Genomic DNA, 24,826 nt, shown 5'->3' with positions numbered 1-24,826 from the left:
CGAGCCATGATCGGGATCCTGAAAGGAATGGCGACGACGATGAAACACGCCCTCGACGGGGAGACGTTCACCGTCGCCTACCCGAAAGACGAGCCGGAAGTCTCGCCGCGCTTCCGCGGCGTCCACAAGTTCAGCCAGGAGCGCTGTATCTGGTGTCGCCAGTGTGAGAACGTCTGTCCGAACGATACCATCCAGATCGTGATGGACGACAAGCGCAACGGCGAGCAGTACAACCTCCACATCGGCCAGTGTATCTACTGTCGACTCTGCGAGGAAGTCTGTCCCGTCGAGGCCATCGTCCTCACACAGAACTTCGAGTTCGTCGCCGACACGAAAGACGAGTTCGCACTCAACAAGGAGGAACTGAAAAACGTGCCGTGGTACAACGATATCGACCCCGTGCAGACCCGTGAGCCTGATCGGGAGGCGTGGGTCGGTGAAGGGGAAGGCGAAGTCGATTATCAGTAAAACTACTCGCACCGGTGAGTTACTCAACCGGACGCGAGCATAGCGAGCGTCCGGCCTTTTTCGCCCACGTTTTTGCCGGGAGGGTTCCCACAGGGAGCACTGCGACCGGGAAAAAGGTGGTGGGTCGGTGAAGGGGAAGGCGAAGTCGACTATCAGTAGTTCCGCGAGCGCGCCACTGCACGCTCGCGGCCTTTTTTGGTCCAGATTTTTTGCGTGAGTGGTGCGAGCGGAGCGAGCATCCCGAACGGAAAAAAGGTGGTGGGTCAGTGAAGGGGAAGGCGAAGTCGATTATCAGTAGTTCCGCGAGCGCGCTACTGCACGCTCGCGGCTTTGTGGATTCAGATTGTTTCGTGAGTAGTGCGAGCCGATACTGTGGATTGTAGCTGTAGTGTATCGTGAATAATCCGTTTGTACGAGGATTTATTCCGTCTGGAGACGTAACGTTGTGTATGAAAGAGCCACGCCCGGAGGTACAGGCAGACGAGGGGGCAGAGCCACCGGACTTCGAGCTATCGCCAGCCGACGAACTCGTCCGCGGCGAGCGGACCCGGGACGATTTTTTCGATGCGGTGCTCACGCTCGATAGCCCACAGACGGCCAGTGAGGTCGCCGACCGAGCGGGCCACGGTGTGGATGCCGCGCGGGAGTATCTGGAGTGGTTCGAGCGGATGGGAATCGTCACACAGGTCGGAGAGTCGCCAGCCACGTACAGACGAAACCAGGAGTATCTGGACTGGCGTCGAGTCCAGCGCCTTCGAGAAGAATACACCGACGACGAGCTTGTCGAGATGCTCGAACGGGCCGCTGAGCAAGATGAGGAGTTCGCCGAGACGTTCGGTGTCGACTCTCCCGACGCGCTGTCGATCACCGAGTACGCGTCCGAAACGAGTCAGTCGGTCGCGGCAGTCTGGGAAGACGTGACGGCGTGGCAGACGACCCGTCGGCGGATCGCACTGCTCGAACGGGCGCTGACCGGAACTGGCGGCAAAGCGAGCGGAAGTCAACCGGCGGTATGACAGACAGCGGCGCGCCCGTCGACTGGGATCGACTCGATCTCATCGCAGACCGACTCGCGTCGAGCGAGCGATTCCAGCGAGTGGAGTCAGAGCCGGAATTCGCCCCGGATCGGGTTGTCTGTGTTTACGAGCCAGGCCTGTATCCACAGCGTGTGCAGGATGCTCGAATCGAGATCACGTGGTTCCAGAACGGGGATTTCTCGATTCACTACCACGAGGAACACGATTCCGGGACCTTCGATCACCGATGGGACCGACATCCATCGGAACACAACACGCGCGACCACGTCCATCCGGGGCCGGACGCACCGACGCCGGGCGACGACGCATCACATCCGGCGGACTGGCGGGATGTCCTCTCGACGGTCCTCGAAGAGATCGAGGATCGACGCCGGGGTTTCTGGTAACCGGTCGGATTTTATTTCGGCAGGAGCTATTGGTTGCCAATGCGCACTCACCTCCGCCGACTCAAGATGCCGTTGCTCTACGTGATGGGGCTGTTCTACATCACCGCGGGCGTGACACATTTCCTCAGTCCCGAGTGGTTCCTCCAGATCGTACCGCCATTTCTCCCGGCGCCGCTGGCGCTGGTCTATCTCTCCGGAGTCGCCGAGATTGTCGTTGGCGTCGGCGTCCTGATTCCGCAGACGCGACACTACGCCGCGCTGGCGACAGTCGCGCTACTGGTCGCGGTCTACCCCGCGAACATCTACATGGCCGTCGGGGATGTCATGGGCAGCGAACTCGTCCAGTGGGGTCGACTGCCGTTGCAGGCCGTGCTCGTGGCGTGGGCGCTGTGGTATACGGAGTCCGGCGACGACGATCCGACGACGAACCCCACGGTTGGCGAGCGAGCGGACTGAGTTTCGGGACGAACGAGCAGATATCGACCGATATACCCAAACCAGCGCCGATCATACCTGCGGGTATGATTCAGAATCTTGCGGCGGGACAGGCCGGAATGACGAGCAACGTCTTCCTGGTCGACGGCGAGCGCACAGTGCTGGTCGATGTCGGCATGCAGTTCGATGTCGTCAGCGAGACCAGAGAGTACGTCGACGATATCGACGCCGTCGTCCTGACACACACCCACCCCGACCACATCGGGAATCTCGGCGACGTGACCGACACCTTCGGCGTCGACGTGTGGGGCTTCGATCCCGGCCAGCCAGGTGTCGACTACGAAATCGGAGACAACGAGCAGGTCAAGCTCGGCGACCACAGCTACGAAGCAATCCACACGCCGGGACACAAAAACGACCACATCTGTCTGTATTCCCCGGCGTCTGGCGTGCTCTTCGCTGGCGATCTCGTCTTCGCCAACGGTGGATTCGGCCGGACGGATCTGGAGGAGGGAAACCGGGAGGTGCTGATCGACAGCATCCAGCGACTCCTCGACGCTGTCGACGAGAACTGTTCGGAGATGTACACCGGCCACGGCCCGAGCGTGACGACGAATCCGGTCCAGGATATCGAACTCGCCTTTCAGGCCGCTCAGATGCAGTAATCAGGCCTCGAAGGACTTCCCGCACTCGGGACACTCCATCATCGCGCCCTCCTCGGTCATGACGAATTCGAGATATTCGCTGTCGCCACAGGCCCGACAGGGGGCCGCGACCCGAATATCGGTCGATTCCTGCGGCGCGCCGAGCGCGAGTGCGCGCACCTGCTCGTCGGACTCGTTGCGACCCTGCTGGTACTCGCCCGGCGGGAACCGGATCATCTCCTCCTCGCCGACGGTGACCGTCTCGCTGTCCGCAGTCGGGGACTCCTGGACCTCGAAGGTTGCCTCGCCTTCGAGAATGACGAACGCTTCCTCCTGGTCGAGATGGGCGTGTAACCCGCCGGTGAACTCCTCACCAGGATCGAGGACATAGTAGTTCATCGCGAAGTCGGTCGCATCGAGCGGGTCGGTGACGCTCTCGCTGTTCATCGGGTTCGACTGCGGATCGAGACCGTCGAGGTCGATTGTCTTCATGCAGCGAATGATCGGACGGATCAGTAAAAAGCGTGCCGTCAGTTTTGATTGTCAGGTTCGGTCAGTCAGGGACGACGCTGCTTACCACTCGTCTGCTACTGCCAGCAGTGCGTCGTAGGCGTCGCCGTACTCGGTCGCCACGGTATCGGAGTCGTGGCGTTGCTCGGAGGTGAGTGGAGGCAGTGTCACAGTGTCGACCGGGTCGGCGAGATCGATCACCGACGAGACGCGTTCTTCGAGTTGGCCGTGGAAGGATCCCTCCGCACCAGAGGCGACCGAACAGGCTTTGATAAAGCGCGAGCCGTCGAAAATCCGGGCGCGGCCCGGGTCGACGACCGCCACGGCGTCGGGGTCGATCCCCTGAACTGGCCGGGCGACATCGCTGTAGGATTCGACGACGGCCCGGTCGGTCGCCTCGATGGATTGGCCGAGCGCAGTTAACGCCGGCACGTGCGCCCGTTCCATCACCTGATTGAGTTGCCCGACCGAGTCGACGACGACTGCATCCGACAGCGGGAGATGCTCCCGCGCCGAGTCGGGAAGGTCGGCCTGTGCGTTGAGAATATACTGTTCACCAGCGCGGTCGAGCAGAAACTCCCGACCCTCTTGGCCGAGCAGTCCGCTGCCGTCGGCGGGTCGCCAGAGGCGGTGGACAGGGTTGATATCGGCCGGATCGAGACTGCCGGGGCTGGCCTTTGCGAGTCGGCGGGCATCCTTGCCGTAGATCCCGCCCTGTTCGATGGCGCTGCGGTAATCGTCGTGGTGATACCAGTAGTCGTTGCCGGCCCGTGGCTTGAATCCGACTGCCGTCGTCCGGGCGACCAGCCCGGTCGAGAAGGTCGTCTTCCCGGCATCGACCCGGTCCGAGCCGACGACCAGCAGTGTCATTGGGCGAGTCCGTAGTAGCCGGGGTCAGTGTCGTCGGTCGGTTCCGCGAAGACGAACTGCTCGGAGTGGTTCATCATCCACGGAATCGCCCAGTCGAGCAGGACGTTTTCGGTCTCGACGTCGAGTTCCTCCTCTGGGTCAAGTCCCTGCAGCAGTCGACCAATCTCGTAGACAGTGTACAGTTTGTCCGGGTCGAGGACCTCCTCGGGGTCCCGGAATTCGAGCGAGCGCAAATCATCGGCTGACTCTCTGTCGATGGGCATACCGACCCGTAATAGCAAGGAACTGGTAAACACTCCGGTCGACGGAAACAGCAGTTCCCTCGTGGGTACTCCACTGTATAGCGCTCGGCGCGGTTGCTGAACATATATGAGTCTGTGGCACCTACATCGGGTAATGAGTCGGTTGGGCTGGGCGTCAGCGTTGCAACTTGCACCCGGAGAATTCTCACTTGCGTACTATCTGGCAGCGTTCGTTCTGGTGCTTCTCATCATCGGTGCAGCGCTCGGCCTCTGGTTGATCCGCACGGAATCGGGCGAGCAACCCGTCGATTCCGAGCGACTGATCAACGCTTTCGACGAGCCCGTCGCAGTACTCGATCCGGAGGATACGGTGTTGCTGGCGAACGTCCCGTTCCGGACGATGTTCGACAGCGAAATCGAGGGAGACTCGGCAGCGGATGTCCTCGACGACTACCCTGCCATTCAGGAAGCCGTCGCCGAAAAGACGGAAAGAGATGTCGAGATGGAGCGAGAGGGACAACGACAGACGTATCGCGTGCTGTTGTACCCCATCGGTCGACAGCCCCGGCCGCCCCGGAAGTGGATCGTCTTACTGCACGATGTGACCGATCATCACGACCGGCAGGCCGAACTGGAAGCCGAAAACAAGCAGTTAGAGGAGTTTGCAAGCCTCATTTCTCACGACCTCAGAAATCCGCTCGATGTCGCCATCGGCCGGACGAACGCGGTCAAAGAACAGATCGACGATCCGGATCTTGAGGCCCATCTCGCTCGGACACAGGATTCCCACGAACGCATGCGACAAATTATCACGGACGTGCTCACGCTGGCCCGAGACAGCCACGGCGTCGGTGCGTTGGAGTCGGTGCCGTTAGAGACGGCCGTGATGGACGCGTGGTCACACGTCGAGACCAGCGAAGCCTCGCTGTCGGTCGATACGCAGGTCGTGATTCAGGCCGACCAGCAGCGACTCGTCAGGGTGTTCGAGAACCTGTTCCGGAACGCGGTCGAACACGGCGGAGACGACGTTTCGATCGAGATCGGCAGTATCGAGGGCGGTTTTTTCGTCGCGGACGACGGCCCGGGAATCGATCCCGACGACTGCTCCGTGATCTTCGAGCCCGGATACTGCAGCAGCGAGGACGGAACGGGACTGGGTCTCGCAATCGTCGCCGGTATTGCAGAGGGACACGGCTGGACGGTCTCCGTGACAGAATCGACCGACGGCGGTGCTCAGTTCGAGTTCACCAGTGTCGAGACTGCGCCGGAAGACCTCACCGCGCAGGCCGCCGAGTGACGGCTTCGACGTGTTTATTTTTCGGGCCGCCGCAATCGAGATATGGACGCACTCCACGTCTGTCTGAACGTCTCGGACGCCGACGAACTCGCACAGTGGTACAAGGACAATCTCGGCTTCGAGGACTCCTGGGAGTTCACCAGCGAGGACGGCCAGACCCGAAACGTCTACGTCGCCGACGGCAACGACTTCGAGCTCCAGCTTTCCGACACGGAGGGCAACGAGGAGTTCGAGAACGGCACTGCGTGGGATCACTTCGCCGTCCACGTGCAGGACGTGGACGCTGCCTTCGAGGAGATCGACGACCACGGCGTCGTCAAAGAGCCAGCCGACCAGCCCGCAGCCGGCGCGCGTACCGCCTTCATCGAGGACCCCGACGGCCACGTCGTCGAACTGATCGAGCCGCTGGAATAGCGGACTCGGACTGTCGGCTGCTGCCAAGCGCAGATTCGACCACCCATGCCAGTCACGTCACCGTGTACGAGCGTTTGTGAAGTCGAGGACGGGATCTGTCTCGGATGTGGACGGACCGTCGCCGAGATCGCCTCGTGGCGACAGCTCTCCGACGCAGAGAAGGAGGCAATCCTCGAGAAAATCGAGGACCGTGAGTACCCCTCCCCCGATAGCTGAGGAGACGGGATCGGTGACTCGTTTTCCGGAGGTCGATAGAATCTCGTAGTCGACCGCACGACTGCCCAACACGCTGTTTTTGTTTGCGCTGGCCCTGACAGCAGTATGGACGTTCCGCTCTACGAGACGCTGGAGGGACAGGTCGCACTCGTCACCGGCGCGACCCGCGGCATCGGGAAGCGAATCGCCGACGGACTCGTCGACCACGGTGCAACCGTCTACGCCGGCGCGCGGAATACCGACGATATCACCAGCGACGACCGACGAGCCATCGAACTTGATGTCACTATCGACACCCAGCGAGAGGCTGCTATCGAACGTATTCGCGAGGATGTCGGGCAGTTGGATATCCTCGTCAACAACGCCGGGATCATGGACAGCCGCGAGTCGCTGGCCGAGATGCCGGCAGAAGTGATCGACCAGACGCTGACGACGAATCTCCACGGCCCGATCCATCTGATCAAGGAAGCGCTGGACCTCCTGCTGGACCGGCCCGGCGGACGAGTCGTCAACGTCTCCTCGGGACTCGGGAAACTCACCGACCCGCAGACGGGCGGTATGCCGGCCTATCGAATCTCGAAAACCGGGCTCAACGGGTTGACGAAGTATCTCGACGGCGAGTACGACGATCTACTGGCGAACTCGGTCTGTCCGGGCTACGTCCAGACCGATATGACGGAGGGATCCGCACCGCGGACGCCGGAGAAAGGCGCGGAGACACCGATCTGGCTCGCACGATTCCGTCCCGACGGTCCGAGCGGGGAGTTCTGGCGTGACAGATCACTGAAGCCGTGGTAGTCAGGAGACGGCGAGCAGCGTCGCTACTACTTCGGTGGCATCAAAAAAACGGTGATGGTTTTGCGCCCGAATGTTCGGCAGCGACAACTCTACTCGAATAGCTCGACGACAGTGTTGTACTCGTCGGCGACTTTGTCCCAGTTGAGGACCTCGAAGAAGCCGTCGATGAACTCGCCGCGGTCCGGGCCGTAGTCGTAGTAGTAGGAGTGCTCCCACACGTCGCAGGCGAGGATTGGGTGTGCGCCCCAGAGTGCGCCCTGGTCGTGTTTGTCGACAGCGACGTTGCGAAGCTGTTTCGCAACCGGGTCGTAGACCAGAAGGGCCCACCCGCCTGCGGCGGATGCGGCGGCCTCGAACTCGCCTTTCCACCCTTCGTAGGAGCCGAAGTCCTCTTCGATGCGGTCTGCGAGGTCACCCTCGGGTTCGCCGCCGCCGTCCGGGTGCATGTTCTCCCAGAACAGCGTGTGGAGATAGTGGCCACAGCCGTTGTGGGTGACGTTACCGATAGCGCCGGCCGAGGAGCCGAAGTCCCCGCTCTCGCGGTTGTCGGCGAGTGTCTCTTCGGCACTTCCGAGACCGTTGACGTATCCCTGATGGTGGGTGTCGTGATGCCACGTCACCACCTGTTCGGAGATGTGTGGTTCGAGCGCGTCGTAGTCGTATGGAAGTTCCGGCAGTGCTGGGTCTGAATGTTCTGGCATTGGTAATCCCTCCGTACGGATATGTCGGCTGGGAGCATCAAAAAGGTTCCCGAGGCGGCGATTTAGCATCGAACCGACGAACGGCAGACTGAACGCTTATAAGCCTCAATCAGTTACGACTGCAAACCCAATGGAAACGAATCGGTTCGGTGGTCACCTGCGGCGGATGCGAAGTCGGCTCAGAGCCGCGTTCGCCGAGGATCACCCGCCGCGGGTGATCGCCCGCTACTTCGCGGCCGGGATTTTCCTGACCACGTTGCCGTCACTCGGACTCGTGATTCCCTTCCTCGCGTGGATCGGGGCACAGTTCGACCGGGCCAACCGGATCGCGTTGTTAGCCGCGGTTGCTGTTATGAATCCCCTCGCCAAGGGGACCGTCTACGTTGCGAGTTTCCTCCTCGGCGTCCAGTTGCTCGGCCCAGGCGCCGGCATCAGCAGAACGGATATCGGGCTCGATGCGGGACAGGCAGTCATCATCCGTCTGCTCGCTGGAAACGTCGTGCTCGCTGTCTTGTTCGCCGCCGTTGCCTATCTGCTCGCCTACTGGACGGCGCTCGAATACGACCGGCGAAAGAGTTGATTACTCCTCTCAAAGACCGAGCGTAACACACGGGACTCAACTATTTCGTTAGAAACTCATGGGCGACCTGAGCCCGTACCCCGACCCGATCGAGACCCTCCTGTGGGATTCCGCAGGAACGGTTCGTACCTGACGTTTCCGACCACATCGCTTCGGTCATCGTCGTCGCCATCCTGATTGAACGCCGCTTCTTCCGGACCCTCTCGGCTCCCCCACCAGTTGTTTCGTGCGTCGACGACGGGATCACCGGACGGATCTCTGCTTCCACCGTCGGTTCCGTTCTTGTTGTTCAGCCCGATTGCAACGAGGAACTGGTTCGCCCGGAACTGCACGCCACCACCGTCGCCGTCGATTTTGACCGCCTCCGGAAGAATTGTCTCCTCGCTTGTAATATTTTCAATCACATTCCGATTGACGACCGTGCCGGCCGTCGACGGCGAAGCGATGTTGATGCCCTGGGCGAAGGTGAAGCCAAAGTCAACACCATCACTGGGGTCTGAATCAGTACTGTCAGCGGCCACCAGGTCTCGAATTTCGTTGTTATTGATCGCAAAGCCGTCGGTTTCGTGCTGGACGACGATCCCAAGTGGGGCAATGTCACTTTCTATCTCACGAATGACGTTGTTGTTGACAGCAGTATCCGTGACTGTCCCCGGACCACTGTTATCTGCATCAAACAGGATCCCGTTGACCGTGGGGAAACCGGAGTCATCGGTCGTCTCCTGATCGAGGTCCTGGATGACGTTGTTCACAATCTCGATGTCGTCGTGGTCACCCTGCCCGACGTTGATTCCAGTCACACCCAGTCGTCCGGTCGGGCCAATATCCTCGACTGTGTTGTCTGTAATTGTGGCTCCGTCGTAGCCAGACTCGACCTTGATGCCGAGGAGACCGTCTGGGTTCGTCACGGTGAACCCCTCGAACGTGACACCGTCAGCCGCGATACTGACCGCTGCACTGCTTCCGCCGCCACCGTCGATTGTGGCCCCGTCGGAACTCTCGACTGTGATGCTCTTGTTGATACTTATCGGATCGTATGTGGCCGAATCTGTCACGACGATCGTGTCACCATCCTCTGCGTCGTCGATTGCATCCTGAATCGCACTCCCTCCACCAGAGACAGCGGTTTGGGCACTAACTGATCCTGTTATCAGGGTCCCCAAGCTCGCCGCCCCCGCGAGAGTTAGGCCTGTTTTCAAAACTCGCCGGCGTGATCTGTCATTGTTTTCACCAATCATACACCACTGTATGAGCGGTGATGTGTATGAAATGGTTATTACAGGAAAAGTGCAGCTTGCGAACACTTACTAATACCGCAGTTTTCGGTCGACGTTTGCGCGTGCTGGTTCACTTCTGGCGTTCACGGTTCGGCTCTCACGGCTTCGCCGTTCGAGCATTCGGTGGACTCGCTCCGCTCGTCCACCCGTTCGCCGTTCGCGCAAACCGAGATCCTCGCTTTGCTCGGATCTCGCGTTGCTCGCGGCGTCGCCGCTCGCTCAGTCCGAGGACTCCCGATGGTCGTCCTCGCGTCACTCGTCACCACGCGCTTGCTCCGCGGCTCGTCCCTCGCCGCTCCGCCTCGTGGTGACTCGCTCACTCCGTTCACTCGTCACCACGCGCCCTCTCAAACATCGCAATTGCCTCCTCCCGCCGCTCGCTGTGATCGACGACCGGAGCCGGATACTCGCTGGCGTGCATCTTCCTGGTCCCGATGTCGAGTTCGTGCCACGAATGAATCGTCTCCGCAGGCACATCTTCCAACTCCGGCACGTACCGCTTGATATACTCGGCGTCGGGATCGTAACGCTCGCCCTGGGTCATCGGGTTGAATACCCGGAAATACGGCTGGGCGTCGGTCCCCGTCGAGGCCGCCCACTGCCAACCACCGTTGTCGTTTGCGGTGTCGTGATCGACTAACTGCTCACGGAACCAGTCGTACCCCTCCCGCCAGTCGATCAGCAAATCCTTCGTCAGGAATGAGGCGACGATCATCCGCACGCGGTTGTGCATATACGCCTCCTCGCGGAGTTGGCGCATCCCGGCGTCGACGATGGGATAGCCCGTTTCGCCGCGTTTCCACGCCTCCAGCGCCTCTGGGTCGTCGCGCCACTCGATTTCCCGCTCGTAGGACTTGTAATTCTCCGTGACGGCGTCGGGTCGATCCCACAGCACCTGCGTGTAGAACTCCCGCCAAGCAAGTTGGTCCTGAAACTCGAAGACGGACTCGCGGGCGCTCTCGGAATCGGCGTCGGCGTGGGCGCGGTCGGTGGCTTGGTAGACCTCCCGAATCCCGAGTGTCCCGTATTTGAGATGAGCCGAGAGCCGAGAGGTGCATCGGTCCGCGGGGTAGTCCCGACGGTCGTCGTAGCGGTAGATATCGTCCTCGCAGAAGTCGTGGAGGCGGTCGCGGGCGGCCGCCGTGCTGGCCTCGGGAATCTCGGCGTCGGGGTCCTCGAAGCCCAGTTCGTCGAGCGTCGGGAGTGTTTCGCGAGTGCTCTCGATCTCACCAGATTCGATGTTCGCGAGGTCGTCGGCCGTCGGCGGATCGAGCGGGTCGAGCTTCCCGCGGTCGTGCCACTTCTTCGAGAAGTAGGTGAACACTTTGTACGGATCGCCGTCGTTGGTCGTGATCTCGCCGGGTTCGTGGTGCACGGCATCTTGCACTGCGGTTCGCTCGACGCCAGCGTCGGCAAGTGCTTGCCGGACCGCGGCGTCGCGGCGTCGGGCCAGTCCCGTGTAGTCTTCACACCACGTGACGCCGTCTGCGTCGAGTGCCGAAGCCACCTCGGGAACGAGGTCGGTCGGGTCGCCGTGGGCGATCAGCAGGTCGCTTCCACGCTCGCGGTACGCCTCTCGCAACGAGTCGAGCGCATCCAGCATGAAGGCGACCCGCGGCGATGCTCCGTGTTCCAGTACTGTCGGGTCGAAGACGAACAGTCCGACAGCGTCCCCCTCTGCTGTCGCTGTTGCGAGTCCCCGGTTATCAGCGATGCGGAGGTCCCGTCGGTGCCAGTGAATCTGCATGCAAGCGTATTGGACGCCACGTACTTCAACAGTCGCGTCTCGGTTCTGAGTACGAGAAAATGAGATGCCTGAGATGTTCGCCGACGTGAACAACCAGAAAGCCCCCGACACGCTCCAGTCCCGCGGCTCGCTGCGCTCCTCGTTTCACTGCGGTGCTTGCATCGCCGGGGTTCCCGGAGCGTGTCGGCCCCTTTCAGTCCCACCCGCGTAGGCTGGGCGAACAAGCTACAGGGTGGGACTGAAAGGGGCGAGGTTCTCGACGAAGGCGGACGACGCAAGCACGCGAACGGAGTGAGCGCGCAGCGAGGCCCCCGAGTCGAGAACCTCGGGGCTTTCTGGTTCTCTGAAGTAATGTTCACCCAGTAAATGCCTCAAACCCAAACGACCGAACCGCCTCACTCGACAGCAAACACGAGCCGTTCGTTCTGTGCGGCACCGCGTCGCGGAATCGTCTGGACGACTTTCGCCACCTCCACACCCTCCGGAAGTTGCTCGACCAGCGTCACCATCCGCGCCTTGCTCCCGGGTTCGAGTTCGACCTGTCGGGTGTGACAGCCCGGGCCGAGTTGGCCCGGTTCGAGCGAGAGCTGTGCCGGCTGGTAGGTGTACTCGTCTGTGCCGATGAATTTGGTTCGGGCGCTGCGCCAGCGAAGCCGCTGGTCAGTCTGATTTTTCAGATCGAACAGCGCCACAGGCCGCGGGCCCTGCTCCGGTTCGGTGGGATCGAGCTGGTGAGCGTAGACGAACTCCTCCAGATCGATCCGCGGGACACCGACGAGCGTCGCCGACAGCGACTCGGATTCGACCGTCGTCGGACGGCTCGCGGTCTGCGCAACAGCGTCAGCGAGGCTGTTCGCCGAACCGCTGCGGGTGGGCTGGGATCGGGAGTCCTCACGCTCGGCCACTCGCTGGGAGTCTCCGCGATCCGTCACAGGGGTCGAGCCAGTCTCCTCCCGTGATTGAATCTCCCGAGAACGATCATACGGCTCGATTGCACCGTCCTCGTCGTCGCTCATTGGGCGGGAGTACTGGCCAGTGTGATATAAGGATTGCCGTGGTCGGCTCAGACCGCCCGAGTTTTCACGTCCCCGCCCCCAATATCGAGTAATGGACGACGATCTTCGCGACCGCATTAGGGAACAAGCCGAAATCGACGCCCTGTACAACGCCGTCGAGCACGAAAGCGAGGCGCAGGTCGGGGCGATCATGGGCCCGCTGATGGGCGACAATCCCGATTTCCGGGAGTACGGCGACGAGATTCCGGGCATCATCGCGCCGGTTATCGAGCGGGTCAACGGACTGAGCCACGACGAGCGTCGCGAGCGACTCGGCGAACTCGCTCCCGAACTGCTCGAAGAGATCGACGCCGAAGAAGAAGAGGACGATCAGGTGCTTCCCGATCTGCCGGACGCCGAGGAGGGCGATGTTCGGATGCGCGTCGCACCGAACCCCAACGGGCCGTGGCACATCGGCCACGCCCGGATGGCCGCCGTCGTCGGCACCTACAAAGATCTCTACGACGGCTCCTTCGTCTGCCGGTTCGACGACACCGATCCCGAGACGAAGCGGCCGGATCTCGACGCCTACGAGCAGATTCTCGACGCAATCGAGTACCTCGGCTTCGAACCCGACGAAGTACTCAAAGCCAGCGACCGACTGGAAACCTACTACGACCACGCGCGAGATCTGATCGACGCCGGCGGTGCGTACACTTGCTCGTGTTCCGGCGAGGACTTTTCGGAACTGAAGAACTCGGGCGAGGCCTGCCCACATCGGGACAAGGACACCGAAACCGTCCACGACGAGTTTACGGCGATGATCGAGGGCGAGTACAGTTCCGGCGAGATGGTCCTCCGCGTGAAGACCGACATCGAACACAAGAATCCCGCGCTCAGAGACTGGGTCGGCTTCCGAATTATCGACACGCCACATCCACGCGAGGAAGCCGCCGAGTACCGCTGCTGGCCGATGCTCGACTTCCAGAGCGGCATTGACGACCACCTGACCGGCGTGACCCACATCATCCGCGGAATCGACCTGCAGGACTCGGCCAAGCGCCAGCAGTTCGTCTACGACTACTTCGACTGGGAGTATCCCGAGGTCATCCACTGGGGCCACGTCCAGGTCGATGCCTACGACGTACCCATGTCGACCTCGACGATCAGCGAACTGATCGAGGAAGGCGAACTGGACGGCTGGGACGATCCGCGCGCACCGACGATTGCCAGCCTGCGCCGACGGGGCATCCGGGGCGAGGCCATCGTCGAGTCGATGACGGGACTCGGGATGTCCACCTCGAACGTCGATCTGGCGATGTCCACCGTCTACGCGAACAACCGCGACCTGATCGACGACGAGACCGACCGGGCGTTTTTCGTCCGCGACGAGGGCGGCAACGCCGTCGAGAAGTCGCTGTCTGGCGGCCCGAACACCGCGAGCGTGCCGGTGCACCCGAACTTCGAGGAGCGCGGAACGCGAGAGATCCCGGCCGGCGACGGGGTCGTGGTCGAATCGGACGACCTGCCGGCGGTCGGTGACCGCGTCTGGCTGAAAGGCTACGGCTGTGTTCGACACACCGAGGAGGGCTTCGAGTACACCGGCGACGACCTCGACGTGACTCGCGAGGAGGGCGTCGATATCGTCCACTGGGTCCCCGCCGCAGAGAACCTCTCACTCCGTCTCCGGACGATGGACGGCGACGTGTCGGGCTACGCCGAACCCGGCGTCGCCGAGTACGACCCCGACGATCTGCTGCAGTTCGAGCGGGTCGGCTTCGTGCGGATCGATTCCTTCGGCGAGGACACCGTCGCCTACTACACACACCCCTGAAGAGGTCGTCAGACCACCGCGGTCTGCTTCGGTCGAGCCTGTTCATTCGGTGGAAAGTTTAACTTCCCGGGGAGAGTGGGTACAATTAACGATGGCAATCGATCCAGAGTTCGAGCAGAGCTACGAGCAGATTGGGGAAGAGGATGACGTAGCGATCTGGTCGCCCGATGGGGAGGAGTTGACCGAAGAGAAACAGGGGATCCACGGGACCCACGTCGCCGTCGATTTCGACATCTGTCTTGCCGACGGGGCCTGTCTCGAAGACTGTCCGGTCGATGTCTTCGAGTGGGTCGACACGCCGGGCCACCCCGAGAGCGAGATCAAGGCCCATCCCTCGCACGAAGAGCAGTGCATCGACTGTATGCTCTGTGTCGACGTCTGCCCAGTCGACGCCATCGACGTCGACCCGAGTCGCGCCGGCCGAATCTGACTGGCGTCGAGTCGTCCGAAGAGCGCGGCATCGACGAGAGTCATCGCCGGCCGCCGAGAACCAGTTTTTCCCGCCAACTGCGCCCGATTATCCCACTGTCATGTGAACGAGCAAAACACTTACATCACAGTGGGGCACGTCTTCAACCTAGGGTAGTGATAAATATGCACATGGTTACACTCACCAAAGGTGTCCCCGATTTCAGGGAGGGGAAAGTATCGTTCGACGAGGATGGACACCTCGAACGGGGGAAGACACCGACAGTCATGAACCCGAACGATAAGATTGCGCTGCAAGCCGCGTTGCAGACGAAAATCCGGGCCGGCGGGCGTGTCTCGCTGATGAGCATGGGCCCGCCGGGCTACAAGGAAGTCCTGCAGGAAGGGATGGGAGATGTCTACGCCGACGACCTGTATCTGCTCTCGGACCGGGAGATGGGCGCGGCGGATACGTGGGCGACGGCGATGACCATCTCGACGGGGCTGACGCAGTTCGAGGAGGAGCCGGATCTGATCTTCGCCGGCTTCAAGACCGCCGACGGAGAGACCGGCCACACCGGTCCACAGACGAACTGGTGTATCGACATCAACGACGAGTTGACCGACCGGCCGATCATCACGCACGTCATCTCACTGGATGTCGACGAAGAAGAGCAGACAGTGCGGGCGAAACGACTCGTCGAGGGCGACATCTCCGAGATCGAGACCGTCGAGGCGGATCTGCCCGCCTTCATCGTCACCGATCCGGAGTTCGAGCCCAGTTACCGCCGGGCGGAGTACCGCCTGCGACACAAGGATCTCCGCGAAGATGCCGAACAACGCGCCGAAGAACTCGATCTGGAGGAGGACATCACCGTCTGGGATCACGAGGATCTCAATCTCGATCCAGATTTCATCGGCCTCGATGGTTCGCCGACAATCGTCGCGGGCGTCGATCCGATTCCGAAGGGGCCCGACGAGCGCGAGGCGACGATGGTCGATCCGGACGACGAGGGGGCGATGGAAGAGGTATTCGAGGAACTACACGCGCACGCAGGGGGTGATTGAATATGGTCGAACTCGATCCAACAGAACACGAAATTGCCGACCTCGGACCGAAGATCAAAGATATCGACGACGCCGACGAACTGCGGGAGATGCTGGCACTCGAAGAAGGCGACGAGGACCGGATGCCGGTCAAGCAACTTATCGAGAGCCGCATCGAAGCCGTCGAGGACGAAGGCGAGGAGGGCGATCCCAGCGATGTCGATCTGACGGAGTTGACGGTTGCCGACGTTGCGAACATGGTCCGTGATATCGACGACGTGGACGTGCTCGAAGACCTGCTGGAACGGGAAAAAGACGGGAAGGAACGAAAGGGCGCGATCAGCCAGATCGAGAGCCGAATCGAATCTGTCGAGGGGACTGACGAAGCAGATAGTCAAGAAGTCGAGTACGTCCCACCGGAGGAGAAGTATCCGGATCTCGATCACCCGACCGCAGACAAACAGTACGTCGAGGGTGTCGCCGGCGAGACGTACCGGGATATGTGGGTCTACTGTGAGACACAGGAGGGCGAACTACTGGATGTCTCGAAGGAGATGCTCGGCCGCGCCCGCGAGATGATGGACGAGTACAACAGCGATTCGAGCGATGGCGAGGACACCGCCTCCTACGGCGGCGACGAGGATGGCAATCCTGAAGACGTGGTCGCGGTCATAATCGGCGACGACGTGGGCGACCTCGCCGAGGAAGCAATCGCCTACGGTGCGGATCGGGTCGTCTATCACGAGGACGAACGACTCGCGCGGTTCCGACACAAACCCTACACGGAGATCTTCTGTCACATGTGCCGGGACTTCGAGGCCGACTGGCGTGACTATCACGAACCCCGGTACAACATCTTCCCGGCGACGAACAACGGCCGGGACCTCTCCGCGCTCGTCCAGGGCGAACTCGATAGCGGACTCGCTTCGGACTGCTCGGACCTGTACATCGACGAGGCGATGATCTCCAATCCCGCCAAGACGGGCACGCCGGGCGAGTCCAAGGAGTTCGAGCGGGTGCTTCACATGCCCCGACCGGACTTCTCCGGGTTCGAGTACTCGACGATCCTCTGTATCGACAAACCGCACCGCGACTTCCACCCGCAAGGGGCCAGCGTCATTCCGGGCACCTTCGATCTGCCCGAACCCGACCCCGAGCGAGAGGGCGAAATCGTCGAGCACGATATCGAGTTGCCAGAGGACTGGTTCCACATCGAGGTGACGGAGTACGACCGCCTCGACGACGGCGTCGACCTCTCGGGCCACGACGTGGTCGTCTGTATGGGCCGGGGAATCGACCGCGAAGACCCGACCGAGGGGATCGAACTCGGCCTCGAACTGCAAGATACCTTCGAGGATGCCGGCTTCGGTCTGACTCGCGGGGTGATCACCGCCTCCTACGAGTTCGAGGGCCACGTCGAGCAGTATATCACGGAAGAACGCCAGATCGGTGAATCCGGACAGGTCGTCGAACCCGACCTCTACATCGCTGCTGGTGTGTCGGGCGCAGTCCAGCACAAGGTCGGCATGGACGAGTCGGATACCATCGTCGCGATCAATACCGACCCCGAGGCGGATATCCGCGGCTTCTCGGATTACTTCATCGAGGGTGATCTCTTCGAGATTCTGCCGCGACTGACCGAGGCACTGGAGACGGGCGAATTCGCAGACGCAGTCGCGAAAGCGAGTGACGACTAACAATGACAGAGTACGAACACTACGAGGCGGTCGTCGTCGGGTGCGGACCCGGCGGTGCGACGGCAGCAAAGACACTGGCAGCACAGGGCGTCGAAACGCTCGTCCTCGAACGCGGGGCCGACGCGGGCGCGAAAAACGTTTCAGGAGGGTTACTCTACGGCGAGGAGTCCGCACCGTACACCTTCGACGACGTGTTTCCGGGGGTGCGAGCGGAGGCGACCGAACGCCCCGTCGACGACCACTACATCCACAACATCGCCGACGACAAGGTGAAGACCTTCGACCTGGGGAAACTCCACCACCACGACACCGAGTGGTGTGATGCCGTCCTACGGCGGAAGATGGACTCGTGGGTCGCCGAGCGCGTCCACGAAGCCACGCGGGAGACCGGCGGCGGCGTCCTGACAGACGTACGGGTCAACGGCCTGCTCCGAGAGGGCGGCCAGATTGTCGGCGTCACGCTCGACGAACTCGACCCGATCAAGGCCGACGTGATCGTCGCGGCGGACGGTGTCAACTCCGAGTTGGCCCGTGATGCGGGCCTGATGGACTGGGAGGAACCAGAGGAGTGGTTCCAGGGCGTCAAGGCCGTCGTCGAGATGCATCCCGAGACGATCAACGAGCGGTTTGGCCTGGACGAAGACGAGGGCGACGCACACCTGTTCTCGGGCGACCTGTTCGAGGGCGTCCGCGGCGGCGGCTTCCTCTACACGAACGAATCCTCGCTCTCGATCGGGACCGTCTTCCATCTGGATTCGATTACCGAGAGTCGGGCGGAACCGCACGAACTGCTTGATTCCCTCCTGACGCATCCGCTGATGGAGCAGTGGTTCGACGGCGAGTACCACGAACGGGAGTACTCGGCGAAACTCGTCCCCGACTCGAAGAAGGTGGCCCACCCCTCGCCGCACCGCGGCCGACTGCTTCTGGTCGGCGACGCGGCCGGTCAGATGCAGGCCCAGGGTCCGGTCATCAAGGGGATGAACCACGCCGTCACCGCCGGCGGACTGGCCGCCGAGGCGATATCGGAGGCGAAATCGCGGGGCAATCCGCTCGTTGCGGGCGATCTCTACGAGGAGAAACTGTACGACGAGGGCGTGATGGCCAAACTCCGACCGCGGCGCTATCGTGCGACGCGGGCACTGTCGGAGAGTGATGTCGTGACGAGCGTCGGGAGTCGACTGCTCGATTCGCCCGTCGGGACCGCGGGACTGAAACTGTTCGGCGGCGTGATCGAGCGGGCGTACAACTCGCCGTATCTCCTCGGCATGATCCCGGACACCCGCTTCACCTACGTCGACGTACCGACGCGCATCGGCGAAGTACTCGGGACAGAGGTCGTCGACGAGAGCCAGATCGAGCCACCGGAACTGGACGACCGGATCGGCGATCTGACCTACAACGTCGACGACCCACACATCGAGGTACTCGATAACAGCTTTGAGGCCTCCGGAACCGCGGTCACCGCCTGTCCGGTCAGTGCCAAAGACTTCGGCGGCGGCTGTTACCGCGAGGAGACGGTCAAGACCAACGGCAGCGAGGAGAAGAAGGTCAGTCTCGACACCCAGCCCTGCGTGGAGTGTGGCACCTGTGCGGTCGTCGCCGACACGAAGTGGGAGCATCCGAGCGGCGGTAAGGGCGTCGAGTTCAAGCAGGGATGACGACCGAACAGCCAGGAGGGAGCGACCGGCCGCCCGTCGAGCGGTTCGGCGAGCGGATCGACGACCTCGCGGACCGGGCGACCAAAGAGTGTGCGGCCTTCGAGCCGCCGGCCTCACCGCCGGACAGTGAGCGCGCGATGCACTACCTCCGTGAGGGGGCCGGGCCAGCGATTTCGGTCTACATCGAGGCCCGAACGGGTGGGCAGATGGTGCGATTCTCGCCCGATCAGTATCACGCGCTGGAGGGTGCGATGAACGACTGGCTGGGACTGTACGCGGCCTGTTACGGTGTCGAGATGGCTCCCGAGTACGCCCTGCGGGAGGCCGCGGAGTTGTTGCTGGACACGCACAACATCAAAGATGTGGCGCAGATTCTGACGGGCGTTCCGGAGCGTGATTGATCGACCACAGGACGGACTCGGTCGCCCACACTTTCTCCGTTAGAAAAAGCAGTACAGTTTTTTATCCAATCCCGGTAAACAAATTGACAATGGCTACCCCGCTGGATACCGCACTGTTCGGTATCGCCCTCCTCTCGGGAGTCGTGCTCTGTTCACTCGGTATCTACTGCTATCGCCGTTGGAACGAACCCGGCGTGAGAGCGTTTGGAATATTTACCGGCGTGCTCGGTATCGGTGCGGTTGCCGGGGGAGCAATCGGAATGGCGTTCGGAGCGACTGGTCCCAGCCAGGGAGATCCACTCTGGTCGGATATCGCATTCTTATCGTGGGTGTTTGCCATGCTCCCGTGGTTGGTCTTCGCGCTGCAGTATACCGGTACGTACACCCGAATTCGGCGGCGGACAGTCGCGGTGCTCTCGGTGCCGCTAGTTGCCCTTAGCGGCCTCGTTTTCATCACTGTGGTCGATCTTCCAGTCAGCAGGGTGGTGCTGCAAACGGTCGGTTCGCTGGCAACCGTTCACGTTTTCTTTCTGTTGATTATTGGGATCTATCTCGTCGTCCGCACCACGCACGAGTACGGCCACCTCTCACTCGTGCAGGGGGTCGTCCTCGGGACGGGCGCGATCAGTCCCCTGCTCATTCTCAACATCTCGCCGACACTGTTCGAGAGTCTCGGACTCACGGCCGCAGCGGCGGGATACGCCATCGGCTTCGCGCTGCCCGCTGGATTGCTCACGTTTGCCGTCTTTCGATTCGATATGTTCGAGTCGACGCCAGCGGCCGGCACCGTCGGCGAGCAGGCCATCGCCCGCGAGACAGACGACCTGATCTTCGTGGTCGACCAGAACGAGCGCGTCATCAAACTCAACCCGAAAGCTGCCGAGGAGTTCGGTGTGAGTCGAGCGCAGCCCCTCGGCGAGCCGGTCAGCGACATTCTCGGCGTGAGTCTCGACGAACTGCGTGAGATGGAGACCTACGAGCGCCGCTCGGGAGTGAGCCGACAGCAGTTCGATCCCGAAATTGCCAGCTTCACCGACCAACACGACCGCCAACTGGGTCACATCGTCAGCCTCCACGACGTGACCGAGCGAGAACTACGCAAGCAGCGCCTCGAAGTGTTGAACCGCGTGCTCAGACACAACCTCCGCAACAACGTCGACGTGATCAAGAGCAACGCCGAAGTGCTCTCAGAGAACGGCCACGGCGAGCGAGCAGAAGCGATCATCGACTCCGCCGACAGCCTCGCGGATCTGGGGCACAAGGCGCGGTCGATCGATCGATTCGTCTCCCGGCGACTCCACGAAACCGAGCGCGACCTGGTCGCCGTGGTCGGGGAGGTGATCGAAGACCGCGAAGACGACATCCCGATCGAACTCGACGCCCCTGAGACGGCCCCGCTGGTGACCGACTGGGAGGCGCTGACCGCCGCACTCGACAGCGCAGTCGGCAACGCCGTCCAGCACGCCGAACAGACGGTCGAAGTCAGTATCACGGAGTACGCGACCGGCTACCGGATCACCGTCTCCGACGACGGGCCTGGGATTCCCGATTCCGAACTCGCTGCCATCGACGCCGGATCGGAGACGCCGCTGCAACACGGCACCGGACTGGGCCTCTGGCGGATCAAGTGGGGCATCAAGAAGCTCAACGGAACGGTCAGCTTCACTAACGACAGCGGGACGACCGTCCAGATGACCGTCCCGAACCGAGAACTGGCCTGACTCTGGCGATTCAGAATCCCCGGCATGTTTCGCCGGATGAATTAAGTAGTATGATGTGGTATGCCACACCATGGAAGTACTAGAGACGCCAGAGATCAGCCACGACGACAGGCGCGACGTCTACGAGTACGTCGAGCGCGAGGGGGCAACGCGGCCGGGGAAGGTCCGGCGCGCGCTGGGGATGGAGAAACGACAGTTCGGTCACCACGTCGCAATTCTAAAGCGGGACAGCGTGATCGAGGAGGTCGACGGAAAACTCCGGATCGCTTTCGACGCGGGCGATCAGAAGGAGTACGACACCGAAGAGGTCTCCTACACGATCAGACAGGCCCGCGAGGAGGATCTGACCGGGCTGGTGGGGGCAATTCGTGAGGCTATCGGCAGCGGCGAGTACGTCAAAGCCGAGACGGTGGCGGACATCGTCGACAGCGAGGGGGTGTTGATCCGCCATAACGAGATCGAATCACGGATGTTCTTCGTCGCCTGCGTCGAGGGGGATGTTGTGGGCTGGGTGCATCTCAAACACGTCGATCTGGAGAAGCTCAAACACACCGCCGAGCTAACGCTGGGCGTGCTGGAGGCCTACCGCGGAATGGGAATCGGCAGCCACCTGCTCGAACGGGGGATCAGCTGGGCCGACGAGCAGGGCCTGGAGAAGATCTACAACGCGATCCCGGCAGAAAACGAGTCGGCAATCGAGTTTCTGGAGGCCCACAGCTTCGAGACCGAGGCCGTCCGGGAGGACCACTACAAACTCAACGGCCACTACATCGACGAGGTGATGATGGCCCAGGAACTGTAGCTACTCGCCCCACACGTCAGAGAGCGGGTGATCGTCTGCGCTGGGTCCGCTCTGTGAATTTCCGGTTCGGTTTTGTGAGTACGTGCTTCGAGCAGTGCTCCCGCCGGTGCGCGCAGCCTCCGGCGAGAACCCCGGGAGATCCGGCTGTTCCATCGCCTCGACCTGTGCCAGAAACCAGTCGGGCATATCGGTTCGAGCGCGGTCGAACAGTTCGAGCAACGAACTGTCCCCGAGATATGTCGCTCCGTGATCGTCGGGCGAGCGAACGACCCGGCCGCAGGCCTGAATCACGGTCCGGAGTGCAGTCCGGTAGTACCACGCCCACTGACCGTCTTCGAGTCGCTGGGCGACGCGAGAGTCGTTCGTGTTTGGATAGGGAGCTTTACAGAGCAGTTGCCACCGACAGAGATCCCCCTCCAGATCCAGCGCCTCCTCCATCTTGACCGAGAGGAAGACAGTCGGATTGTCGCTACGCTGCCACGCGGCAAGTTGCCCGTCCCGGTCGTCGCGGTCGTGGCTCCGGATTCGCGAGCCGACACCGAACTCTCGGAGCAACTCTTCGAGTTGATCCTGAATCGCGTAGGAGTGACAGTGAACCAGTCCCTTCTCGTCGGGGTGGTGTGCCATCAGTCGAACGAGGATGCGTGCAATCTTGGGGAGCGTCTCGTCGCGGTGTTCGTAGGTCATCTTCCCCTGTGTCACGTCGAACAGCGGGCGGTGTTCGAGCGGGAATGTGTGCGGGACTTCGACCATGCCGACCTTCTCGGGGTCGAGGCCGACGCCGGCACAGAAGGCGTCGCGGCTGAGAATCGTCGCCGAAAGCAAGAGGAACTTCTTCCCGCGGTCCCAGACGGTGTGTTTGAGATATCGCTCGGGGTTGACGGGTTTGATCGTCACCGGCGCGCCCGCGTCGCCGTGCTGGTCGACGACCCACGTCGTGACGCTGTCGGGGTCGCGGTAGTCGTCGAGAAACCAGTTGAGATCTGTCCGGAGTTTCGTCAGTTGGTCGCGTTTTTGCACTTCCTCCGGGCTGAGTTCGGCGTTGCCCCGTAGCGCGTCGAGTCCGCGGTCACAAATAGTCGTCAGATACTCGGCGTACTCCGCGGCGTCGTCGAGGCCGTCGATCTCTTCGGGCTTGACATCCTCCCAGGGCGGAATCGTCGACGGGCCGAGTTCGATGGCGGCGTACATCTCCGCCCAGTCGCCTAGCCCGTGGGCCTCGTCGATGACGACCACGTCGCGCTGGCCGAAGACATCCGAACCCGCGGTCTGCATGAAATAGGCCAGCGTCATCGCCGCAATCTCACGGTTGGCAGCGATCGATCGGTCCGAGAAGTACGGACAGCGGTGTTTGACCTGGCAGTCGAACTCGCGTTCGCGGGCGCAGGGGGCCTGGTTGACCGGCGTATCGGTCTCGCCGGGAAGGATACAGCTGTAGTTGTTCTTGCCGCGGATGATGTTGAGATCTTCGAGCAGCGAATCGCTGGCCACGTCGTCGAGTTGGGAGACCTGTGGCGTCGTGTAGTACGCACCGATCGGGTCTGCGGGACCGACCTCGCTCGGGCGGGCCGAACAGCCAGCGACGGCGCGGGCGAGCAGGGACTTGCCGCTGCCGGTCGGAGCGCGAACGAGGACGACATCGTTGCCCGCCTCGAAGGCGTCACGAATATCCGACAGCGCTTGTTCCTGTGCGCCGCGGTAGGAGGGTGCTGGGAACTCCTCGAAGATACGCGAACAGTCCACGGTGGTACTGCCGTCCGATCAATCTTAAGTCCGTGGGTTCGCTGCGGCAGAGCTCTCGAACCATTTAATCTGGCGCTCGCCTTACGGAGAGACGATGGCCAGCGACTCGACCGATTCCGGAGATTCTCTCGAACGGCTCATGATCGCTCTGCTCGTGGGTGCCCTCGTCTTCGTCGTCGCTGCCGCCGGCGTGGCACTCGCGTTGATCTAGCGACCAACGCGGTCGGCACACGCGACGAACCGCTCGCGGCCACGCTCGTGGAACGGCACCCCGTGGCCCTGACAGGCGGCCTCGAACGGCGGGAGCGTATCGGCGAGGTCGCGAATCGAGGCGTGGACCTCGTCGGTGTCGTAGCTGATCACAGACGGCGATGGGACCAACTCGCCGTCGTCTTCTCTGACGAGATCGCCGAGAAAAGCGACGGAGCAGTCTGCACTCGCGTAGACAGTATGTCCCGGCGTGTGTCCCGGCGCGTGGTACGCGGTGAAACTCCCGATCTCGTCGCCGTCGTCGACGGTCTCGACGGGACCGTCGGGAGCGCTGGCGAGCCAGCCGACGACTCGCTGAAATGCGCCTTTGTGGTTGCGCCACGGTGGGGACTCCTCGCCGACGAGATAGGGATGATCAGCCCGACCGATGTAGATGGGTGCGTCGAGGCCGTCGAGACGGGCGAGCGTGCCGACGTGGTCGAGGTCGTAATGAGTGAGCAGCACCCGATCAATTGCGTCCATCGAGCCCGCAACCTCGTCGACGGCCTGCTGGACCGACTCACGTTGCCACGGTAATCCGGCGTCGACGAGCGTGAATGTCCCGTCGTCGTCGACGAGATAGGCGTTGACACCCGACAGCTCGATCCACCAGACGTGCTCGCGTAACTGCCGATACATGGCGATC

28 protein-coding genes are annotated in these 24,826 nt (G+C 62.0%); 19 read left to right on the top strand and 9 right to left on the bottom strand.

Translation table 11 applies throughout. The features are described 5' to 3' along the window. Window positions 1–6: 6 nt before the first annotated feature. From V8P86_RS14280 to V8P86_RS14260, 5 genes are all read left to right on the top strand, one after another. On the top strand, window positions 7–468 hold the full coding sequence (locus tag V8P86_RS14280) for a NuoI/complex I 23 kDa subunit family protein (RefSeq protein WP_336327959.1): 462 nt from the start codon (window positions 7–9) through the stop codon (window positions 466–468). Between the two features lie 449 nt (window positions 469–917). Next, complete coding sequence (locus V8P86_RS14275; protein ID WP_336327958.1) at window positions 918–1,484, top strand: DUF7342 family protein; 567 nt, start codon at window positions 918–920, stop codon at window positions 1,482–1,484. Beyond that, complete coding sequence (locus V8P86_RS14270) at window positions 1,481–1,891, top strand: toxin-antitoxin system TumE family protein (protein ID WP_336327957.1); 411 nt, start codon at window positions 1,481–1,483, stop codon at window positions 1,889–1,891. The genes V8P86_RS14275 and V8P86_RS14270 overlap by 4 nt, the downstream gene beginning before the upstream one ends. Window positions 1,892–1,930: 39 nt before the next feature. Next, window positions 1,931–2,347 carry a DoxX family protein gene (locus tag V8P86_RS14265; protein WP_336327956.1) on the top strand — a complete coding sequence of 139 codons (417 nt, stop codon included), beginning with the start codon at window positions 1,931–1,933 and terminating at the stop codon, window positions 2,345–2,347. Window positions 2,348–2,412: 65 nt separating this feature from the next. Continuing rightward, the gene (locus V8P86_RS14260) at window positions 2,413–2,991 is read left to right on the top strand and encodes an MBL fold metallo-hydrolase (RefSeq protein WP_336327955.1); all 579 of its coding nucleotides are present in this window, start codon (window positions 2,413–2,415) and stop codon (window positions 2,989–2,991) included. On the opposite strand, the gene V8P86_RS14255 is transcribed toward V8P86_RS14260, so the two are convergent. The 3 genes from V8P86_RS14255 to V8P86_RS14245 all read right to left on the bottom strand — a co-directional run bounded on the left by V8P86_RS14255 (window position 2,992) and on the right by V8P86_RS14245 (window position 4,613). Further along, window positions 2,992–3,462 carry a cupin domain-containing protein gene (locus V8P86_RS14255; protein WP_336327954.1) on the bottom strand — a complete coding sequence of 157 codons (471 nt, stop codon included), beginning with the start codon at window positions 3,460–3,462 and terminating at the stop codon, window positions 2,992–2,994. Between the two features lie 81 nt (window positions 3,463–3,543). After that, window positions 3,544–4,350: an ATPase gene (locus V8P86_RS14250; protein WP_336327953.1), complete on the bottom strand. Its 807-nt coding sequence runs from the start codon at window positions 4,348–4,350 to the stop codon at window positions 3,544–3,546. Beyond that, window positions 4,347–4,613, bottom strand: coding sequence for a DUF5827 family protein (locus tag V8P86_RS14245; RefSeq protein WP_336327952.1), 267 nt, complete (start codon window positions 4,611–4,613; stop codon window positions 4,347–4,349). Before V8P86_RS14245 ends, V8P86_RS14250 begins: the two co-directional genes overlap by 4 nt. A gap of 133 nt (window positions 4,614–4,746) precedes the next feature. On the opposite strand from V8P86_RS14245, the gene V8P86_RS14240 reads away from it, so the two are divergent. The 4 genes from V8P86_RS14240 (at window position 4,747) to V8P86_RS14225 (ending at window position 7,317) form a co-directional block, all read left to right on the top strand. Beyond that, a complete protein-coding gene (locus V8P86_RS14240) occupies window positions 4,747–5,889 on the top strand; it encodes a sensor histidine kinase (RefSeq protein WP_336327951.1) in 1,143 nt (380 codons plus the stop codon). Window positions 5,890–5,931: 42 nt separating this feature from the next. Further along, a complete protein-coding gene (locus tag V8P86_RS14235; protein WP_336327950.1) occupies window positions 5,932–6,303 on the top strand; it encodes a VOC family protein in 372 nt (123 codons plus the stop codon). Window positions 6,304–6,348: 45 nt separating this feature from the next. Next, a complete protein-coding gene (locus V8P86_RS14230; RefSeq protein WP_336327949.1) occupies window positions 6,349–6,519 on the top strand; it encodes a DUF1289 domain-containing protein in 171 nt (56 codons plus the stop codon). 105 nt (window positions 6,520–6,624) lie between these two features. Continuing rightward, window positions 6,625–7,317: an SDR family NAD(P)-dependent oxidoreductase gene (locus V8P86_RS14225; protein ID WP_336327948.1), complete on the top strand. Its 693-nt coding sequence runs from the start codon at window positions 6,625–6,627 to the stop codon at window positions 7,315–7,317. A gap of 89 nt (window positions 7,318–7,406) precedes the next feature. On the opposite strand, the gene sod is transcribed toward V8P86_RS14225, so the two are convergent. Next, window positions 7,407–8,018 carry a superoxide dismutase [Mn] gene (sod, locus tag V8P86_RS14220; protein WP_336327947.1) on the bottom strand — a complete coding sequence of 204 codons (612 nt, stop codon included), beginning with the start codon at window positions 8,016–8,018 and terminating at the stop codon, window positions 7,407–7,409. A gap of 130 nt (window positions 8,019–8,148) precedes the next feature. Between sod and V8P86_RS14215 the strand changes: the two genes are divergently transcribed. Then, a complete protein-coding gene (locus V8P86_RS14215; RefSeq protein WP_336327946.1) occupies window positions 8,149–8,598 on the top strand; it encodes a DUF2062 domain-containing protein in 450 nt (149 codons plus the stop codon). Between the two features lie 56 nt (window positions 8,599–8,654). Here the strand turns inward: V8P86_RS14215 and V8P86_RS14210 are convergent, their stop codons facing one another. Together V8P86_RS14210 and V8P86_RS14205 are read right to left on the bottom strand one after the other, a co-directional pair. Further along, complete coding sequence (locus V8P86_RS14210) at window positions 8,655–9,653, bottom strand: right-handed parallel beta-helix repeat-containing protein (protein WP_336327945.1); 999 nt, start codon at window positions 9,651–9,653, stop codon at window positions 8,655–8,657. A gap of 547 nt (window positions 9,654–10,200) precedes the next feature. Further along, window positions 10,201–11,622, bottom strand: a complete 1,422-nt coding sequence (locus tag V8P86_RS14205; protein ID WP_336327944.1) for a cryptochrome/photolyase family protein — start codon at window positions 11,620–11,622, stop codon at window positions 10,201–10,203. A 64-nt stretch (window positions 11,623–11,686) separates the two neighbouring features. Here V8P86_RS14205 and V8P86_RS14200 point away from each other — a divergent pair, with 64 nt between their 5' ends. Beyond that, on the top strand, window positions 11,687–11,833 hold the full coding sequence (locus V8P86_RS14200) for a hypothetical protein (RefSeq protein WP_336327943.1): 147 nt from the start codon (window positions 11,687–11,689) through the stop codon (window positions 11,831–11,833). A gap of 184 nt (window positions 11,834–12,017) precedes the next feature. On the opposite strand, the gene V8P86_RS14195 is transcribed toward V8P86_RS14200, so the two are convergent. Beyond that, window positions 12,018–12,638 (bottom strand): hypothetical protein, encoded by a 621-nt coding sequence (locus V8P86_RS14195; RefSeq protein ID WP_336327942.1) that lies wholly within the window; start codon window positions 12,636–12,638, stop codon window positions 12,018–12,020. Window positions 12,639–12,729: 91 nt separating this feature from the next. Here V8P86_RS14195 and V8P86_RS14190 point away from each other — a divergent pair, with 91 nt between their 5' ends. The 8 genes from V8P86_RS14190 (at window position 12,730) to V8P86_RS14155 (ending at window position 22,188) form a co-directional block, all read left to right on the top strand. Further along, a complete protein-coding gene (locus V8P86_RS14190; protein WP_336327941.1) occupies window positions 12,730–14,451 on the top strand; it encodes a glutamate--tRNA ligase in 1,722 nt (573 codons plus the stop codon). 91 nt (window positions 14,452–14,542) lie between these two features. Further along, window positions 14,543–14,881 (top strand): 4Fe-4S dicluster domain-containing protein, encoded by a 339-nt coding sequence (locus V8P86_RS14185; protein WP_336327940.1) that lies wholly within the window; start codon window positions 14,543–14,545, stop codon window positions 14,879–14,881. Between the two features lie 164 nt (window positions 14,882–15,045). Next, window positions 15,046–15,927 (top strand): electron transfer flavoprotein subunit beta/FixA family protein, encoded by an 882-nt coding sequence (locus V8P86_RS14180; RefSeq protein ID WP_336327939.1) that lies wholly within the window; start codon window positions 15,046–15,048, stop codon window positions 15,925–15,927. A gap of 2 nt (window positions 15,928–15,929) precedes the next feature. After that, window positions 15,930–17,603, top strand: a complete 1,674-nt coding sequence (locus V8P86_RS14175; protein ID WP_336327938.1) for an electron transfer flavoprotein subunit alpha/FixB family protein — start codon at window positions 15,930–15,932, stop codon at window positions 17,601–17,603. A 2-nt stretch (window positions 17,604–17,605) separates the two neighbouring features. After that, window positions 17,606–19,264: an FAD-dependent monooxygenase gene (locus V8P86_RS14170; protein ID WP_336327937.1), complete on the top strand. Its 1,659-nt coding sequence runs from the start codon at window positions 17,606–17,608 to the stop codon at window positions 19,262–19,264. Further along, a complete protein-coding gene (locus tag V8P86_RS14165) occupies window positions 19,261–19,665 on the top strand; it encodes a DUF8055 family protein (RefSeq protein WP_336327936.1) in 405 nt (134 codons plus the stop codon). Before V8P86_RS14170 ends, V8P86_RS14165 begins: the two co-directional genes overlap by 4 nt. A gap of 89 nt (window positions 19,666–19,754) precedes the next feature. Then, window positions 19,755–21,386: a sensor histidine kinase gene (locus V8P86_RS14160; protein ID WP_336327935.1), complete on the top strand. Its 1,632-nt coding sequence runs from the start codon at window positions 19,755–19,757 to the stop codon at window positions 21,384–21,386. 70 nt (window positions 21,387–21,456) lie between these two features. Next, the gene (locus V8P86_RS14155) at window positions 21,457–22,188 is read left to right on the top strand and encodes a GNAT family N-acetyltransferase (protein ID WP_336327934.1); all 732 of its coding nucleotides are present in this window, start codon (window positions 21,457–21,459) and stop codon (window positions 22,186–22,188) included. Here V8P86_RS14155 and V8P86_RS14150 read toward each other — a convergent pair whose 3' ends face one another. Together V8P86_RS14150 and V8P86_RS14145 are read right to left on the bottom strand one after the other, a co-directional pair. After that, a complete protein-coding gene (locus V8P86_RS14150) occupies window positions 22,189–23,931 on the bottom strand; it encodes a helicase C-terminal domain-containing protein (RefSeq protein WP_336327933.1) in 1,743 nt (580 codons plus the stop codon). It abuts the gene before it with no gap. A gap of 207 nt (window positions 23,932–24,138) precedes the next feature. After that, a complete protein-coding gene (locus V8P86_RS14145; RefSeq protein WP_336327932.1) occupies window positions 24,139–24,819 on the bottom strand; it encodes an MBL fold metallo-hydrolase in 681 nt (226 codons plus the stop codon). Window positions 24,820–24,826: the final 7 nt, after the last annotated feature.

This window comes from Halovenus anhuiensis, assembly GCF_037080055.1.
Taxonomy (GTDB): domain Archaea; phylum Halobacteriota; class Halobacteria; order Halobacteriales; family Haloarculaceae; genus Halovenus.
The sequence above is the reverse complement of the archived record's forward strand: the minus strand, read 5'-3'. Positions and strand labels throughout refer to the sequence as shown.

What these genes read in the sequence shown, in the direction of transcription:
- V8P86_RS14205 (WP_336327944.1), bottom strand. Translation starts at nt 11,622, where the DNA reads ATGCAGATTCACTGGCACCGACGGGACCTCCGCATCGCTGATAACCGG.
- V8P86_RS14275 (WP_336327958.1), top strand. Translation starts at nt 918, where the DNA reads ATGAAAGAGCCACGCCCGGAGGTACAGGCAGACGAGGGGGCAGAGCCA.
- V8P86_RS14190 (WP_336327941.1), top strand. Translation starts at nt 12,730, where the DNA reads ATGGACGACGATCTTCGCGACCGCATTAGGGAACAAGCCGAAATCGAC.
- V8P86_RS14155 (WP_336327934.1), top strand. Translation starts at nt 21,457, where the DNA reads ATGGAAGTACTAGAGACGCCAGAGATCAGCCACGACGACAGGCGCGAC.
- V8P86_RS14270 (WP_336327957.1), top strand. Translation starts at nt 1,481, where the DNA reads ATGACAGACAGCGGCGCGCCCGTCGACTGGGATCGACTCGATCTCATC.
- V8P86_RS14160 (WP_336327935.1), top strand. Translation starts at nt 19,755, where the DNA reads ATGGCTACCCCGCTGGATACCGCACTGTTCGGTATCGCCCTCCTCTCG.
- V8P86_RS14240 (WP_336327951.1), top strand. Translation starts at nt 4,747, where the DNA reads ATGAGTCGGTTGGGCTGGGCGTCAGCGTTGCAACTTGCACCCGGAGAA.
- V8P86_RS14225 (WP_336327948.1), top strand. Translation starts at nt 6,625, where the DNA reads ATGGACGTTCCGCTCTACGAGACGCTGGAGGGACAGGTCGCACTCGTC.
- V8P86_RS14165 (WP_336327936.1), top strand. Translation starts at nt 19,261, where the DNA reads ATGACGACCGAACAGCCAGGAGGGAGCGACCGGCCGCCCGTCGAGCGG.
- V8P86_RS14230 (WP_336327949.1), top strand. Translation starts at nt 6,349, where the DNA reads ATGCCAGTCACGTCACCGTGTACGAGCGTTTGTGAAGTCGAGGACGGG.
- sod (WP_336327947.1), bottom strand. Translation starts at nt 8,018, where the DNA reads ATGCCAGAACATTCAGACCCAGCACTGCCGGAACTTCCATACGACTAC.
- V8P86_RS14180 (WP_336327939.1), top strand. Translation starts at nt 15,046, where the DNA reads ATGCACATGGTTACACTCACCAAAGGTGTCCCCGATTTCAGGGAGGGG.
- V8P86_RS14175 (WP_336327938.1), top strand. Translation starts at nt 15,930, where the DNA reads ATGGTCGAACTCGATCCAACAGAACACGAAATTGCCGACCTCGGACCG.
- V8P86_RS14215 (WP_336327946.1), top strand. Translation starts at nt 8,149, where the DNA reads ATGGAAACGAATCGGTTCGGTGGTCACCTGCGGCGGATGCGAAGTCGG.
- V8P86_RS14250 (WP_336327953.1), bottom strand. Translation starts at nt 4,350, where the DNA reads ATGACACTGCTGGTCGTCGGCTCGGACCGGGTCGATGCCGGGAAGACG.
- V8P86_RS14280 (WP_336327959.1), top strand. Translation starts at nt 7, where the DNA reads ATGATCGGGATCCTGAAAGGAATGGCGACGACGATGAAACACGCCCTC.
- V8P86_RS14195 (WP_336327942.1), bottom strand. Translation starts at nt 12,638, where the DNA reads ATGAGCGACGACGAGGACGGTGCAATCGAGCCGTATGATCGTTCTCGG.
- V8P86_RS14200 (WP_336327943.1), top strand. Translation starts at nt 11,687, where the DNA reads ATGCCTGAGATGTTCGCCGACGTGAACAACCAGAAAGCCCCCGACACG.
- V8P86_RS14245 (WP_336327952.1), bottom strand. Translation starts at nt 4,613, where the DNA reads ATGCCCATCGACAGAGAGTCAGCCGATGATTTGCGCTCGCTCGAATTC.
- V8P86_RS14235 (WP_336327950.1), top strand. Translation starts at nt 5,932, where the DNA reads ATGGACGCACTCCACGTCTGTCTGAACGTCTCGGACGCCGACGAACTC.
- V8P86_RS14185 (WP_336327940.1), top strand. Translation starts at nt 14,543, where the DNA reads ATGGCAATCGATCCAGAGTTCGAGCAGAGCTACGAGCAGATTGGGGAA.
- V8P86_RS14145 (WP_336327932.1), bottom strand. Translation starts at nt 24,819, where the DNA reads ATGTATCGGCAGTTACGCGAGCACGTCTGGTGGATCGAGCTGTCGGGT.
- V8P86_RS14170 (WP_336327937.1), top strand. Translation starts at nt 17,606, where the DNA reads ATGACAGAGTACGAACACTACGAGGCGGTCGTCGTCGGGTGCGGACCC.
- V8P86_RS14260 (WP_336327955.1), top strand. Translation starts at nt 2,413, where the DNA reads ATGATTCAGAATCTTGCGGCGGGACAGGCCGGAATGACGAGCAACGTC.
- V8P86_RS14255 (WP_336327954.1), bottom strand. Translation starts at nt 3,462, where the DNA reads ATGAAGACAATCGACCTCGACGGTCTCGATCCGCAGTCGAACCCGATG.
- V8P86_RS14265 (WP_336327956.1), top strand. Translation starts at nt 1,931, where the DNA reads ATGCGCACTCACCTCCGCCGACTCAAGATGCCGTTGCTCTACGTGATG.